The sequence below is a fragment of the Xanthomonas sp. NCPPB 1062 genome (assembly GCF_041481705.2).
Classification (GTDB): Bacteria; Pseudomonadota; Gammaproteobacteria; order Xanthomonadales; family Xanthomonadaceae; genus Xanthomonas; species Xanthomonas euvesicatoria.
Genome location: NZ_CM192987.1, coordinates 845978 through 861827 on the forward strand (window position 1 = coordinate 845978; position 15850 = coordinate 861827).

Annotated in this window: 11 protein-coding genes and 2 other RNA genes; 3 read left to right on the plus strand and 10 right to left on the minus strand. The window is 64.4% G+C overall.

Features of this window, described 5'->3' with window-relative positions:
- Positions 1-23: 23 nt before the first annotated feature.
- On the plus strand, positions 24-2693 hold the full coding sequence (locus ACCQ16_RS03640) for a TonB-dependent receptor (RefSeq protein WP_277573330.1): 2670 nt from the start codon (positions 24-26) through the stop codon (positions 2691-2693).
- A 47-nt stretch (positions 2694-2740) separates the two neighbouring features.
- Here ACCQ16_RS03640 and ACCQ16_RS03645 read toward each other — a convergent pair.
- The 10 genes from ACCQ16_RS03645 to ACCQ16_RS03690 all read right to left on the minus strand — a co-directional run bounded on the left by ACCQ16_RS03645 (position 2741) and on the right by ACCQ16_RS03690 (position 13209).
- Positions 2741-2816: non-coding RNA, sX9 sRNA (locus ACCQ16_RS03645), on the minus strand.
- Positions 2817-3012: 196 nt separating this feature from the next.
- Positions 3013-4245, minus strand: coding sequence for a multifunctional CCA addition/repair protein (locus tag ACCQ16_RS03650; protein WP_218501622.1), 1233 nt, complete (start codon positions 4243-4245; stop codon positions 3013-3015).
- Positions 4246-4402: 157 nt separating this feature from the next.
- The gene (gene betA / locus ACCQ16_RS03655; RefSeq protein ID WP_277573331.1) at positions 4403-6073 is read right to left on the minus strand and encodes a choline dehydrogenase; all 1671 of its coding nucleotides are present in this window, start codon (positions 6071-6073) and stop codon (positions 4403-4405) included.
- 126 nt (positions 6074-6199) lie between these two features.
- Entirely contained in the window at positions 6200-7672 is a 1473-nt protein-coding gene (betB, locus tag ACCQ16_RS03660) for a betaine-aldehyde dehydrogenase (RefSeq protein WP_277573332.1), read from the minus strand.
- Positions 7673-7712: 40 nt separating this feature from the next.
- Entirely contained in the window at positions 7713-9692 is a 1980-nt protein-coding gene (gene betT / locus ACCQ16_RS03665) for a choline BCCT transporter BetT (protein WP_029818650.1), read from the minus strand.
- A gap of 143 nt (positions 9693-9835) precedes the next feature.
- Positions 9836-9912, minus strand: a non-coding RNA gene (locus ACCQ16_RS03670) — sX9 sRNA.
- A gap of 61 nt (positions 9913-9973) precedes the next feature.
- A complete protein-coding gene (locus ACCQ16_RS03675) occupies positions 9974-10711 on the minus strand; it encodes an endonuclease/exonuclease/phosphatase family protein (protein WP_014089365.1) in 738 nt (245 codons plus the stop codon).
- Positions 10712-10760: 49 nt separating this feature from the next.
- Positions 10761-11576 carry a thiol:disulfide interchange protein DsbA/DsbL gene (locus ACCQ16_RS03680; RefSeq protein WP_008576756.1) on the minus strand — a complete coding sequence of 272 codons (816 nt, stop codon included), beginning with the start codon at positions 11574-11576 and terminating at the stop codon, positions 10761-10763.
- Positions 11577-11667: 91 nt separating this feature from the next.
- Complete coding sequence (locus ACCQ16_RS03685) at positions 11668-12318, minus strand: thiol:disulfide interchange protein DsbA/DsbL (protein WP_008576757.1); 651 nt, start codon at positions 12316-12318, stop codon at positions 11668-11670.
- Between the two features lie 93 nt (positions 12319-12411).
- The gene (locus ACCQ16_RS03690) at positions 12412-13209 is read right to left on the minus strand and encodes a c-type cytochrome (RefSeq protein ID WP_007968623.1); all 798 of its coding nucleotides are present in this window, start codon (positions 13207-13209) and stop codon (positions 12412-12414) included.
- Positions 13210-13352: 143 nt separating this feature from the next.
- Between ACCQ16_RS03690 and yihA the strand changes: the two genes are divergently transcribed.
- Together yihA and ACCQ16_RS03700 are read left to right on the plus strand one after the other, a co-directional pair.
- Entirely contained in the window at positions 13353-13976 is a 624-nt protein-coding gene (gene yihA, locus ACCQ16_RS03695; RefSeq protein ID WP_031421051.1) for a ribosome biogenesis GTP-binding protein YihA/YsxC, read from the plus strand.
- Between the two features lie 390 nt (positions 13977-14366).
- Positions 14367-15731 (plus strand): glutamate--cysteine ligase, encoded by a 1365-nt coding sequence (locus tag ACCQ16_RS03700; RefSeq protein WP_014089368.1) that lies wholly within the window; start codon positions 14367-14369, stop codon positions 15729-15731.
- Positions 15732-15850 lie beyond the last annotated feature (119 nt).

Below are 15850 nucleotides of genomic sequence, written 5' to 3' on the forward strand. Positions count from 1 at the left end.
ACATCAGTGATGAGGTCCACGCAATGCTGTTTTCCCGTCTGTTCGCGTCATCCCCTTGTGTTTCGGTATCTGTGTCCGTCAACCCACTGCGCCGCTCATCATTGAGCGCCGCTGTCAGGCGCCTGCTCATGGGTGGCGCCAGCCTGGCCTGCGTCGCAAGCCTTCCCGCATTTGCGCAGGAGCAGCCCGCACCCGCGCAACAACAGACACCACCACAAACCAGTCCCTCGGTCTCCACCCTGGACGAAATCAAGGTGGTGGGTTACCAAGCCAGCCTGGGCAAGGCGCTCAACGTCAAACGCAACGCCGATGCGATTGTCGATGCGATCAGCGCCGAGGATATCGGCAAGTTTCCCGATACCAATGTTGCCGAATCGCTGTCGCGGTTGTCCGGCATCACCGTGGACAGGCAATTCGGCGAGGGCGAAAAAGTCAGCATCCTCGGTACCGATCCGGCGCTCAATCGCGTGCTGCTCAATGGTCAGACCATTGCATCGACCAGCTGGGGCGGAGACCCCAACGACCCGGACAGCCGCTCGTTCAACTACAGCACGCTGGCACCGGAAGTGGTCGGCCTGATGGAGGTCTATAAAACGCCCGAAGCGCGCATCGACGAAGGCTCCATCGGCGGCACCGTGATCGTGCATACGCGCAAACCGCTCGATCTGGATCGCAATACGCTCACCGGCACGGTGAGTTATGGCTACAACGATCGTTCCGACGAAGGCAAGCCGAACGCATCGGCGCTGTATAGCTGGAAGAATCAGGACCAAACGTTGGGCGCGCTTGCCTCGGTGATGCATTCGCAGCGCGTTCTGCGCCGCGACGGCGTGGAAATTTTCGGCTACGACAATGTGCAGGGCGCCGGGTTTCCGCCCGGTGTGGTTGGCAACAACACCGGCGTGTTTCCGACGTCGATCAACACGGCGTTATTCCAGCAGACGCGCAAGCGCGACGGTGTCAGCGCGGCGCTGCAATGGAAGCCGGACAGCGATTTCGAGCTCAACCTGACCGGTTTGTACGTCAAGGAAAGCTTCGACAACTACAACCAGAGCCGCTACGGCTACTGGGGCTCGACGCCCGGCGATGCGCAGGCCTTGGGCTTCGAAAACGGTATCGCCACTTCGGGTACCTTTGGCGATCAGTCCAACACCTATCTCGACGGCTATCTGCGCAATAGCCAGGTCAGCACCGGCAGCATCCACTTGCGCACCGACTGGCATGGCGAGGGTTGGAACGCCTCCAGCCAGGTGGGCTACACCAGTTCGCAAGGCGGCGCCGAGCGTATCTACGGCATCCAGTTCCGCAATCTGGCTGGCTACAGCTACGCCATCGACGGGCGCCGGACCGCGATGGACTACAGCACCGATCCCACCAATGCGGCGGCGATGCAGCTCAACAACGCCTCGGCCAGCCATAGCCCGCAATACGACAAGGAGCGCTATCTGCAGCTGGATTTCGATCATGCGGTGGAGTGGGGGCCATTCACGCAGATCCTCACCGGCATCAAGCTCACCAATCACGCCACCGGGCAATCGTCCTATAGCCGTACCTGGACCCCGAACGATGGCAGCACGCTGGCGGCATTCTCGCCGGGTACCACGCCGTCGGGCTATCTGGATGGGCTGTCGACCAGCACCGACATGCAACGCTGGTCGACCATCAACAGCGGTGCGATCGGTCGGTATATCGGCGAATTGGAAGGCGATGATGGGTTGCCCATCAGCTATGCGGGCAACTACAGCATCCAGGAGCAGAACCGTGCGTGGTTCCTGCAAGGCAATTTCTCCGGCGAGCGGTATCGCGGCAACATCGGCGTGCGCTATGTGCACTCACGCGATTCCACCGATGGCTACAGCTATGCGCCGGGCGGCGGCTACACACCGGTCAACTTTCTCAGCAGCTACGGCAAATGGCTGCCTTCGTTCAATATTGCCTACGACCTGCGCGACGATCTGATGCTGCGGTTTGCCGCCTCCAAAGTGATCGCGCGGCCGCGCTACACCAACATGACGCCGTACGTGGCCACCGACGACACCACGCTGACGGCCTCGACGGGGAACCCAGGACTGAGTCCATACGAGTCGACCAATCTCGGTGCATCGCTGGAGTGGTATTTCTCCGACAGCAGCTTGCTCAGTGGCGAATTCTTCTCGCGCGATATCTCCAACTACATCCTCACTACCGTGCAGGACCGTGTGTTCTTCAACAACGCTACCGGCGGCTCGAGCACCTACCAGACATCCGTGCCCACCAACGCCGGCGATGCCACGGTGCGCGGTGTGGCGCTCAATCTGCAGCACAATTTCGGCAATGGCTTCGGCGTGGTGGCCAACTACACCTATTCCGATTCCAACACCGACGGCGACTACAGCCTGCCGTACAACTCGCGCAATGCCTACAACATCAGCCCGTACTACGAGCAGGGCAAGTGGAGCGCACGGGTAAACCTGGGCTGGCGCTCGGAATACTTCACCCAGATTGGCCGGCTCAACGGGCAGCAGATGACCGACGCGTTTACGCAGGTAGATGCCTCATTCGGCTACCAGGCCACCGAGCGGCTGCGCGTGGCGCTGGAAGCCACCAACCTGCTGGATGAAACCTATTTCAGCTACATCGGCAACAAGAACCAGCCGTACTACATCTACAAGAATGGTCGTTCTTTCATGTTGAGCCTGAATTTCAAGCTGTGATGCCCGGCCGGGGCGGCTGCTCATGTGTAGCCGCCTTGGTTTAGAGCGGCTAACAAAACGTCGCGAGCAGTCGTCAGGCGGGTGCGGACGGCGCACAGGAACCGCAGTGTACGAGTGGTACATGAGGATTCCGAGCACCGGCCGCGCCCGCCTGGCGGCTGCGCAGTAGTTTTGTTAGCTGCTCTTAACGGCGGAAATCAGATCTCCAATACATCACTGAATTCGAATGGGCAGGTTTCGGTCCATGGGGTGCTGCAATTCCGTCCTTGCTCGCGTCCCCACATCGCGTCGCACCTGGACACAGGTGCGCGACATGCAGCTATGCACCGATCCTTCGCGCTGCCGCAATCGCGGCAATGCGCGCCTTTGTCAGTGCCTCGCCGATCTGCGGCCCCTGCAGACCTTCGGCCGCCAGATCCCGCGCATTGATCGCCAGTGCGGCGGCATGTAGTCGTTTGAGTGCTTCGCCCTGCGGGTACGCGGCTTCTTCACTGCCTAGACGGCCACGCTTGTCGGCTTCGCAGACCAGTGCCAGCTGCGCGATACGCTCCGGTCGGCGAAACGCATCGCAGCGCACCAGCAGCTCGTGCAGGGTGCGGTCGCGCAGTTCGGCCAGGCGATGCACGTTCAAGTGTTCGCGGCAGGTGATGATGGCAAGTTGCCGAAAGTCCTGCGGCACCTTGAGCCGCTCGCACAGCGCCTGCAATGGCGCAACCCCGCGTTGTTCGTGCATGACGTGGCGCGGCCATTCCTCAGGTGGTGTGAGTGCCTTGCCCAGATCGTGGGTCAGTGCGGCAAAGCCCACCAGCGCATCGCCGGGCGCGAGACGTGCCGCCATATCGCTGACCATTTCCTGGTGAATGCCCGTGTCGACCTCCGGATGGAATTCGGCGCGCTGTGGCACGCCGTACAGCGCATCGACTTCCGGCAGGATGACCCGCAGCGCATCGGTGTCGTGCAGCGTGCGCAGGAACGCCGAGGGCTGCGCGCAGCTCAATGCGCGCCGCAGCTCCTGCCACACGCGCTCCGGCACCAGGCTATCGAGTTCGCCGCTGGCGGCCATGTCCCGCATCAATGCCGCAGTTTCAGCAGCGACAGTGAAGCCCAGCGGTGCCAGCCGCGCCATGAAGCGCGCGGCACGCAACACGCGCACGGGATCTTCGACAAACGCCGGACCGACATGCCGCAAGACGCGCGCCTGCAGATCACGCGCACCGTTGTACGGGTCGAACAACTCACCCGTCTCCTCATCGCGCGCGATCGCGTTGATGGTGAAGTCGCGGCGTAGCAGGTCTTCTTCCAGGGTCACCGATGGGTCGGCGTCCACCACGAAGCCGCGATATCCGCGGCCGGATTTGCGCTCGGTACGCGCCAATGCGTATTCCTCGCCACTGCGCGGGTGCAGGAACACCGGGAAATCCTTGCCGACCGGCTTGAACCCCTGCGCTTCCATCTGCGCCTGATCGGCGCCAACCACCACCCAGTCGCGGTCGCCAGCCGGCTGCTCAAGCAATGCATCGCGGACTGCGCCGCCAACGAGATAGATCTTCATCAGCGCATGATGCCCGAGCAATCATGCGCCTGTCTGTGCGGTGTCCCGGCTGCTTGCGGGACCACTGGCGGCGTGGACGCCGCCAACGCGCTCATGGAAGGGTTCACGGTACATGCAAAAAGGGTTAGGGCATCGCACGCTCGACCCGGAGAAAAGGTCACCCGCGCACAGGTGCATCTCCAGCGATGTAGTAATCGGCGGTGCTGCGCGGCAATGGGGTACGACCACGCATGCGGTCGGCGATTTTCTCGGCAATCATGATGGTGGTGGCGTTGAGGTTGCCGGTGATGATGCGCGGCATGATCGAGGCGTCGATCACGCGCAGGCCCTCCATGCCGTGCACGCGGCCCTGGCCGTCCACCACCGCCATGTCGTCGGTGCCCATCGCGCAGGAGCAGGAGGGGTGATAGGCGGTTTCAGCGCGAGCGCGGACGAATGCGTCCAGCTCCGCATCGGTCTTGCAGTCCGCACTGGGGCTGATCTCGCGGCCGCGGTAGGGGTCTAGCGCCGGTTGCGCGATGATCTCGCGGGTGATGCGGATCGCGTCGCGGAATTCCTGCCAGTCCTGGTCGGTGGATTGGTAGTTGAACAGGATCGAAGGATGCTGGCGCGGGTCGCGCGATTTGGCGTGCACACGCCCGCGGCTGGGTGTGCGCATCGAGCCGACGTGCGCTTGGAAGCCGTGCTCCTTGACGGCATTGCTGCCGTTGTAATTGATGGCCACCGGGAGGAAGTGGTACTGGATGTTGGGCCAGTCAAATTCCTCGCGCGTGCGGATGAAGCCGCCGGCTTCGAACTGATTGCTGGCGCCGGTGCCGGTACCGGCAAACAACCATTCCGCGCCGATCGCAGGCTGGTTCCACCACTGCAATGCCGGATACAAGGACACCGGCTTGGTGCATGCGTACTGGATATACACCTCCAGGTGGTCCTGCAGGTTCTGGCCGACGCCGGGCAGGTCGTGCACCAGTTGCACATCGAGTGCGCGCAGCAGATCGGGTGCGCCTACGCCGGAGCGTTGCAGCAGCTGCGGCGAGGCGATCGCACCCGCGCACACCAGCACTTCGCGGCGTGCATGCGCATCGATTCCTTCGCTGCTGTTGCCCACCAGGTAATGCACGCCGATGGCACGCTTGCCTGCAAACAAAATGCGGTCGGTGGTGGCATGGGTGACGATATGCAGGCCATCGCGCGGCTTGGCCATGTCCAGGTAACCGCGCGCGGTGCTGGCGCGGCGCCCGCGTGGCGTCACCGTGCGGTCCATCGGTCCGAAGCCTTCCTGCTGGTAGCCATTGAGATCGTCGGTACGCGGGTAGCCTGCCTGTACGCCTGCCTCGACCATGGCATGGAACAACACGTTGTTGTCGTTCTTCGGCGTTGCCACGCTCACTGGACCGTCGCCGCCGTGATAGTCGTTGGCGCCGATGTCGCGCGTCTCTGCCTTGCGGAAGTACGGCAGGACATCGCGGTAGCTCCAGTCCTCCAGGCCGGGGCGCTTGGCCCAATGATCGAAGTCCAGTGCATTGCCGCGGATGTAGCACATGCCGTTGATCAGCGACGAACCGCCCAGGCCCTTGCCGCGACCGCATTCCATGCGCCGGTTGTCCATATAGGGTTCCGGCTCGGTTTCATAGGCCCAGTTGTAGCGACGTCCCTGCAACGGAAAAGCCAGTGCTGCCGGCATCTGCGTGCGGAAATCCATGCGGTAATCCGGCCCGCCCGCTTCGAGCAGCAGCACGGTCACGCCGGGATCTTCGGTCAGGCGTGCCGCCAGCACGTTGCCTGCCGAGCCGGCGCCGATGATGATGTAGTCGTATTCGCGTTGCATGGTGTTCTCCTGATGCGGTAACGGTGCGGTGGCGATCAAGGCATATGGCACAGACCCAAGCGTGCTCCCGGGGAGCGATAGCGGCGCGTTATTGCTACCGCGCTTGCGTGCGCTGGCTCTCTGCCCTCAGAACACCGACGCGTAACGTTCCAGTTCGATCTGGACGGATTTGGTGCGCGTGTAGGCCTGCAAGGTCGCCAGGCCGTTTTCGCGCCCCACGCCCGACTGCTTGTAGCCGCCCACCGGCATCGGTGCCGGCGACTCGCCCCAGGTGTTGACCCAGCAAATGCCCGCTTCCAGGCGATGGATCAGCCGATGTGCACGCGCCAGATCCGGCGTGACCACGCCTGCAGCCAGCCCATACGTGGTGGCGTTGGCGCGCGTCACCGCTTCGTCTTCGTCGTCGTAGGTGAGCAGGCTCAGGACCGGCCCGAAGATTTCCTCGCGCACGATGGTCATTACATCGGTGCAATCGCTGAAGATGGTCGGCGCCACGTAATAGCCCTGCGCCAGTGCGCCGTCTTGCATGCGCTCGCCGCCGCACAGCAGACGTGCGCCTTCGGCCTTGCCCTGTTCGATATGCTCCAGCACGCGCTGCATATGCGCGGCGCTGACCAGCGGACCGAAGGTGGTGCGCTCATCGAGCGGATCGCCGATATGGATCCGTTGCACGCGGGCCAGCAGGCGCGCTTCGAATGCATGACGCAAGGCGCGCGGCACGAACACGCGGGTACCGTTGGTGCACACCTGCCCGGAGCTGTAGAAGTTGGCCATCATGGCGATGTCGGCCGCCAGGTCCAGGTCGGCATCGGCGCAGACGATCAGCGGCGACTTGCCGCCCAGCTCCATGGTCACCTCCTTCAGCGACGAACTCGATGCGCTGGCCATCACCTTGCGGCCGGTGGCGGTGCCGCCGGTGAAGCTGATCTTTTCGATCTGCGGATGTTCGGTGAGCGCCGTGCCCACGCTGGAGCCATCGCCGGGCAACACGTTGAACACGCCATCGGGCAGGCCGGCCTCGGTAAAGATTTCGGCCAGTTTCAACGCGGTGAGCGGGGTAACTTCGCTGGGTTTGAAGATCATCGCGTTCCCGGCGGCCAGGGCGGGCGCGGCTTTCCACAGCGCGATCTGGATGGGGTAATTCCACGCGCCGATTGCACCCACAACGCCCAGCGGTTCGTGGCGCGTGTAGAAAAAGCTGCCTTCGCGCAAGGGCACCTGCGCACCCTGCAGCGCCTGCGCAACGCCAGCGTAATACTCCAGCACGTCGGCTCCGGTGACCACATCCACGCTACGCGTTTCGCTCAGCGGCTTGCCGGTGTTGAGCGTTTCCAATTCCGCCAGCGCATCGTTGCGCTCGCGCAGCAACGCCACCGCACGCAGCAAAATGCGCGAGCGCTCCACTGTCGTCAGGGCCGCCCATTGTCGCTGGCCTGCCTGCGCGCTATCGACCGCGGCGTCCAGATCGTCGGCACCGGCATTGTGCACGTTGGCCAGCACCTCGCCGGTGGCGGGGTTGACCACTTGGAACGTGTGGCCGCCGCGGGCGGGAACATAACGGCCGCCGATATACAGCAACTGGTCGGAAAAACGTGGCATGACAAACCTCCTGTGGGACGGTCGCCGCAGCGACGCACCTTCAGCGGGTGAGGTGCAGAAACTGCAGGTGACGTTCGTATTGATCGATGATGTCGTTGATGATCTGTTCGCGGCTGTAGCCCACCAGGTCGTAGTCCTGGCTGCCTTCGTACAGGTAGACCTCGGCGCGGTAGTAGCGCTGGTTGCGGAAGCGCTGCGCGGCAAACGACGGGGTCAGATAGCCGCGCATCACGATTTGATAGCGGAAACCCTGCTGTTCGCCATGATCGACGCTGATTTCCATGTCGCCGTCGTCGATGCGGCTGCTGACCTTCCAGCCTTCCTCCTGCAGCTGTGCGGTGACCGCTTCGATGGCCGGGCGCACCTGGTCGTGCATGAAGCGATACACCTCATCGCGCGCCGGGAAGTGCATCGCCTGGCCCAACCGCTGGCGCCAGCCGCCGTGATGACGCGATTGCCCGATCAACGGGCTGGGGCTGTAAAGCTGCGCGCGTTTGCGCTGCGATTCTTCGCTGAGGGCGCGTGACAGGCCCCAGGCCATCAGCAGCAGCACTGCAGAGAATGGCAGCGACGCCAGCACCACCGCCGATTTCAGTGCGTCCATGCTGCCGGCCAGCAACAAGCCTGCCGTGACCACGGCAGTGAGCACGCCCCAGAACACGCGCAGCCAGCGCGGGCCATCGTCGTGCGGTTCGCCGCCGTGGGAGGAGAGCGTGGACAACACCACCGTGCCGGAATCGGCGGAGGTCACGAAGAACACGAAACTGATCGCCACCGTGACCGTGATCACCGTGCGGCTCCAGGGGTAACTCTGCAGCAGGGAATACAACACCGTTTGCGGTGCATCGATGGCCTGCTGCGCCCATGCTGCCTGGCCGTGATGCAGCAGCTGATCCAGCGCGCTGTTGCCGAAGATCGACAGCCACGCCAGGGTGAACCCGAGCGGGATCAGCAATACCCCCAACACGAATTCGCGAATGGTGCGGCCGCGCGAGATGCGCGCGATGAATAGCCCGACGAACGGCGCCCAGCCGATCCACCAGGCCCAATAGAACACCGTCCAGTTGCCCAGCCAATCGGCGCGGCCACCGTAGGCATACACGTCGAAACTCTTGTTGACCACGCTGCCCAGGTAGTCGCCCAGGTTTTGCATCAGCGCATTGAGCAGGTACTGCGTCGGGCCGGCGAACAGCATGAACAACAGCAGCGCAATGGCCAGCAGCATGTTGATGTCCGACATCCAGCGCACGCCTTTTTCGACGCCGGACACCGCCACCACGATGGCCGCGCCCATCATCGCCACGATCAGCGCCACCTGCACCCAGTGCGTATGCGGCACGTCCATCAAGGTGCTCAGGCCGGCGTTGAGATGCAGCACGCCAAAGCCCATGTCCGCGCCCAGGCCGAACACGGTGGCCACGATGCCCAACGCATCCACGGTATAGCCGATCGGCCCGTTGATGCGTTTGCCGATCAGCGGGTACAACGCCGAGCGTAACGCCAGCGGCAGGTTATGGCGGAAGGCGAAATACGCCAGCGCCATGGCGGCCAGTGCGAACACTCCCCATCCATGCAGGCCCCAATGCAGGAACAGCACCTGCATCGCCTGTCTCGCGGACGCCTCGCCACTGCCGGTACCGCCCTGGGGCGGTTGCAGATAATGCGTGAGCGGCTCGGAGACGCAGAAGAAGAACAGCGTGATGCTGATGCCGGCGGCGAACAGCATGCCGGCCCAGGAGAGATAACTGAATTCCGGCTCGTCGTGATCGGCGCCGAGCTTGATGTTGCCGTAGCTGGACAGGGCCGTGGCCAGCACGAACACCAGATACAGCGTCATCGCCAGCAGGTAATACCAGCCGACATTGCGCGACGCCCAGGTCTGCGCATCCAGCAGCACACGCCCCGATTCCAGCGGAAACAACGACACCAGCAAGGCAAACGTGCACACGACCGTGGCAGCCAGCACGAACACCGGGCGCAGGGTGCGTACCGGCAAGGTGTGCGGCGCTGTCGCACTCATGGCAACGCACTCATACGCTGCGTATCACGTGTTGTGCTCCCAACGAAAAGCCGCCTGCGTTATCGCACAGGCGGTGTCGAGGGGGTGTCAGCGGTCGAGTTCGCCAATGCGAACCCGTTGTCACTTTTCCGGTTGTTTGGAGCGGCCAACACAGCGTGGCGAGCAGTCGTTAGGTGGGCGTAGGCGGCGTGCTCAGAACCGGAGTGTACGAGCGGTACGCGCCGATTCCGAGCACCGGCCGCGCCCGCCTGGCGGCTGCGCAGTCGTTCTGTTGGCTGCTCTTAACGCAGCAATTGCTTTGGCACGCGGATATCCATGCCCACCGCCAGGTGATCTGAAAACGCGGCCGGAATGGCTTCGGTATGTTCGATCACCAGGCTGTCGCTGACCAGGATGTGGTCGATCGCCCGGTCCGGACGCCAGCTGGGAAAGGTGTGCACCTCGCAACTGGGCGGTTGCAGACGGGTATGGCGATAGAGCGACTGCATCTCCGGGCGATCGGCCATGCAATTGAAATCGCCCATCAACATCGCGTTGGGATGGTCGGACAACAGTTCGGCGATGAAGGCCAACTGCGCCATACGCGAATTGGCGCCCAGCGACAGATGCGCCACCGCCACGGCCAGGCCATCGCGGCCCTCACCGAATTTCGCCAGCAGGATGCCGCGCCCACCGATGCGGCCGGGCAGGGCGTGGTCCTGCACTTCCACCGGTTCCAGCTTGCTCAACAAACCGTTGGCGCTGGAGGCCACCCCGCCCATGCGGCGGTTGGGTTGGTGGCTCCAGTAATCGAAACCGGCGCGCTCGGCCAGATAGTGGGTCTGGTTGGTGAAACCCGAGCGCAGGCTGCCGGGGTCGGCCTCCTGCAGGCCGACGATGTCGCGTTCGCCGACCAGCTTGGCGATGCTGTCCAGGCTGGTGCGCTTGCTGCCCAGCGGCAACGCGTGCGACCAGCTACGCGTCACATAGTCGCTGTAACGGCGGGTGCTGGAACCGGCCTGGATATTGGCGGTCAGCACCCGCAGGGTGCGCGAGTCCGAAGCGTTCACGACGTTGCGTTCGCGCGACTCACTTGGCCAGCGTGGCGCGTTCGCGCGCGATCAGGTGATCGGCAATGCGCAGCATGTCCGGGAAGCTCTGGCCCTTGACCAGGTACTTGCCGTTGATGATCAGCGACGGGGTGCCGGTGATCTTGCTGCGGGTGGCGAACTGCTTGGCGCGGTTGGTCTTGGCCGAGACGCCGAAGCTGCTCATGGTGTCGATGAAGGTCTTCTGGTCCACGCCATACTTGGCATAGAACGCGGCGATGTCCTGCACCGAATCCTTGCCGCGCTCGCCCTTGAGGGTCTGGTCGACGTGGATGGCCTTGTACAAGGCTTCGTGGGTCTTTTCCTGCACGCCCAGGGTTTCAGCGGCATAGAAGGCGCGGCCGTAGTCATCCCAGGTGCCACCGAACATGGCCGGCACATAGACAAAATGCACGTCCGACGGCAAACCGGCCTTCCACGGCCCGATCAGCGGCTGGAACGCGTTGCAGGCAGGGCAGACATAGCCGAAGACTTCGGCCACTTCGATCTTGCCGGCGGCCTGTTGGTAGGGCTGGCCAGCGTCGATGTCCAGATAATCGGTGCCGGCGACCGGCTCGGGGCCATTGGGTGCACGCGGGGCAGCGCTGGGCGCGGCGGGCGGTTGAGTGGTGGCGCTTTCGCCGACTGCAGGCGGAGCGGCCGGGTCTGCGGCCGGGGTAGCGGCAGCAGGCGCGGGCGCCGTTTCGGCAGCTGGGGTGGTGGCGGCAGGTGCGGTGTCGGACGAACCGTCCTGCGCCTTGCAGGCGACCAGGATCGGCAACAGCGCCATCAGCGTCAGGGCGAAGCGTGTCTTCATCGGATTGGATCTCCAGCGTGGGGCGAGAAAAGGGCCGGACGGCCGCGGGGCGCATGATGCCACGCGCGGCCGTCGCTGGCGGTTATGCGGTTCAGCGCTTGGCCGGCGCGGCGTGCTCGCGGGCGATCAGGTAGTCGGCAATGCGCAACATGTCCGGGTAATTGCGTGCGCCGATCAGGTAGCGGCCGTTGACGATGATGGCCGGCGTGCCGGGAATCTTGCTGCGCAGCGCGAACTCGCGCGCGGCCTTGAGCTTGGCCTCCACCGCCTCGCTCTTGTAGGTCTCGATGAAGCGCTGCTGCGGGATTCCGTAACCGGCATAGAACGCGGCCAGTTCTTCGGGCGCCACGTTCTGGGTGGGCACGGTCTGCTTTTCATGGATGGCGTCGAACATGGCGCGATGGCTGCGCTTGGCCACGCCCAGGATGTCGGCGGCAAAGTAGGCGCGCGCAAACGCGTCCCAGAAGCCACCGAAGGCGGCCGGTACCGGGGTGAAGCGTACGTATGCCGGCTGCTTGGCCACCCAGGCTTCCAGCACTGGTTCGAAATGTGCGCAATGCGGGCAGGTGTAGCCGAAGACTTCGGTCACTTCGACCTTGCCGGCCAGCGGGGCGTACGGCTGGCCGCCGTCGATCAGGGTGTAGTCCTCGCCTTCGACCGGCGCGGCTTTCTTGTCGGCGGCGCAGGCCACCAGCGGCAACAGGAACATCAACAGCAGGGGCAGACGGGAAAGCAATTTCATGCGGGCTCCGTGGGGGCGAGGGGAGAGCGGTAAACGACGACGCCGGTCGCGGGACCGGCGTCGTGAAGCGGCGTGGCGACGGCAGGGATCAGATCACGAACGTGCAGGCGCTCCTGCAGGTGGCTGCGCCGCTGCCGCGTCGTCGGCACGATCATGCAGGCCTTGCAGATAGCTGGCCAGCGCCTGGATCTCCTGCTCGGTCAGCGGATGCGCCACCTGCGCCATGATATTGAACAGCGCCGGATTGCGCTCCTGGGTGGTGCCGGCCTGGTATTCCTTCAGGCGCCGCGCCACGTACTCGGCATGCTGTCCGCCCAGGCGCGGATAGGCCGGGCCCGGATTGCCGCCGCCCGATGGCCCATGGCAGGCCATGCAGGCCGGCACGCCGCGGGCGATGTCGCCGCCGCGGTACAGCTTCTCGCCGACCTCGTAGAACTTCATGCCTTGGTAGGGGCCCTCGGCGATCGCCGCGTCGTCGGCGACACCGGCGGAGGCCTTCTGGGTGGCGAAGTAGGCGCCCAGGTCGCGCATGTCCTGCGCGGTGAGGTCCTTGACGAAGGGCACCATCACCGCCGACATCCCGGTATTTCGCTCGCCGCTGGCAATCAACGCCACCTGATGCGCCACGTAGCGCTCGGTCTGCCCGGCAATGCGCGGGTACATCGCCACTGCCGGATTGCCGTCCGGTCCATGGCAGGCTGCGCAGGCAGCAGCCTTGGTCTGGCCGGCCTTGGCATCTCCCCAGGTGGTCTTGGCCAGGTCCACCTCCAGCGGCGCAACGCGTACCGGCGGCGGATCGGGGATCGGCGTGACTGCCGATTGCGCAAACGCCACGGCCGCAATGACCGGTACGGCGAGTGCGGCGAGGACTAGCACACGAGCATGGCGCATCAGCTAAAGCTCCGTATGGACCCGGCCCGCGCGCGTTGGGTACTGGCAGTGGCAGGCGTGCTTCGATTATCGACACGCCTTTGCGCCAGGGTCAACGAACAGTGCAGCAAAACTGCCGGGCCCGAACGTGCGATCCTAAGCGGATGTCGCTTCTTATCGAACAAGCCCGCTACCACCTGTCCGCCCACAACGCCCGGCAATTGCCCGACGATGGCGGCTACGAGGTGGCCTTCGCCGGCCGCTCCAACGCCGGAAAATCCAGCGCGCTCAATGCGCTGACCCGCCAGAACGCGCTGGCGCGCGTGTCCAAGACCCCCGGCCGCACCCAGCAGCTGGTGTTTTTCCAGATCCAGCCCGAGCGCTATCTGGTGGATCTGCCCGGTTACGGCTACGCCAAGGTGCCGCAGGACCTGCAGGCGCACTGGCAGGCCTTCATCGACCGCTATTTCCGCACCCGCGAGGCGCTGCGCGGGCTGGTGGTGGTGATGGATATCCGCCACCCGCTGAAGGATTACGACCTGCAGATGCTCGGCTATGCCGCCGAACGCGGCCTGCCCGCGCATGGTTTGCTGACCAAGGCCGACAAGCTCGGCCGTGGCCAGCAGATGCAGACCCTGCAGAAGGTCAAGAAGGAAGTGACCTCGCGCTTTGGCGACAGCGTGACCGTGCAGGCCTACTCGGGCGAATCGCGCCAGGGTGTGGACGAATTGCGCGCAATTGTCGGTGCTTGGCTGGGACTGGATGTGGAAACCACTGCGGCCGAATGATGCCGTGCAACACGAGTGTCGGGCGTGGCTGGATGCCCAGCGCCTCGTCACGACGGCAGACTTCGGTCTGCCGTTTGCGTTTCCAGCGGCAGTGATCGGTGGGTCGCCTGCGGAGCGATGCGCGGCCTGAGCATCGCGTAGGGCGCGCATGGCAACGCTTGCGGTGATGACCGCGCTGTGTCGGACGATGCCGGCGCTGCAGAACGCGCAGCCCGGTCATTTGATCCAGATCACGCCATCGCCGCGATCGATGGCGGGCATGCATCGGTGGAAATGTCATGCCCCGCCGGTGTCGCCAATCCTTTCGCGTCGGGCGGGTATAGTGCGGGCCTTGCGGTGGCAGGGGAGGATCCCCACATCGTCCCACCCCTTTCGTTTGCGAGCCTGCCCTTGTCGAGTCCCAGCCACGTTGCCGAAACGCCGATCACCGAACGCGCGGAGCTGGTCCAGGTGCTGGCCTCCGGCGAGAAGCCGAGTGCGGACTGGCGGATCGGCACCGAGCACGAGAAGTTCGGCTTTCAGTTGGATGACCTGCGTGCGCCCACCTTCGAAGGGGCACGCGGCATCGAGGCCTTGCTGACCGGGCTGACCCGTTTCGGCTGGGAGCCGGTGCAGGAAAACGGCCGCACCATCGCGCTGCTGCGCGATGGTGCATCGGTCACGCTGGAGCCGGCCGGGCAACTGGAGCTCTCCGGCGCGGCAGTGGAAACCCTGCACCATACGTGCGTGGAAACCGGCACCCATCTGGACGAAGTGGCGCAGGTCGCCGGCGAGTTGCAGCTGGGCTTTCTGGGCATGGGCTTCCAGCCCAAGTGGCGTCGCGACCAGATGCCGTGGATGCCCAAGGGCCGCTACCAGATCATGAAGAACTACATGCCCAAGGTCGGCTCGCTCGGCCTGGACATGATGACGCGCACCTGCACGGTGCAGGTCAACCTGGATTACGCCACCGAAGCGGACATGGTGAAGAAGTTCCGCGTGTCGCTGGCGTTGCAGCCGATCGCCACCGCGTTGTTCGCCGATTCGCCGTTCACCGAAGGCAAGCCGAACGGCTACCTGAGCTACCGCTCGCACATCTGGACCGACACCGACGCCGACCGCACCGGCATGCTGGATTTCGTGTTCGAAGACGGCTTCGGCTACGACCGCTACGTCGATTACCTGCTCGATGTGCCGATGTATTTTTCCTACCGCGACGGTGTGTATCACGACGCCAGCGGGCAGAGCTTCCGCGCTTTCATGCAGGGCAAGCTGCCGGCGTTGCCGGGTGCGTTGCCGACGCTGCGCGATTGGTCCGACCACATGACCACCGCGTTTCCGGAAGTGCGTTTGAAGAAGTATCTGGAAATGCGCGGTGCCGATGCCGGCCCGTGGGATCGGTTGTGCGCGCTGTCGGCGTTCTGGGTGGGCCTGCTGTACGACCAGACCGCGCTGGATGCGGCCTGGGACCTGGTCAAGGATTTCAGTCCGACCGAGCGGCATGCGCTGCGCGACGGCGTGCCCAGGTACGCGTTGGGCCTGCCGTTCCGCAACGGCACCGCGCGCGATCTGGCAGTGGAGGCGGTCAACATCGCACGCGAGGGCCTGCGTCGCCGCGCACGCCTGAATCGCGACGGGCAGGACGAAACCGGCTTTCTGGATGTGATCGCCGAGATCGCCGAAAGTGGTGTCACCGCCGCCGAACGCAAGCTGGCGCTGTATCACGGCGCATGGAAGGGCGATATCGACCGCGTGTTCCGCGAGTTCGCCTACTGAGCGTGGGTTGGCCGGTCGCCAGCGCGTGCTGGCGCTGGCAGCCGTTGGCCGTCGGCGATTGCGTGCCGGAGTCGTCGCGTCAGCCGATGTGGCCAGACGCGCAAGGCCATGGCCGGAAC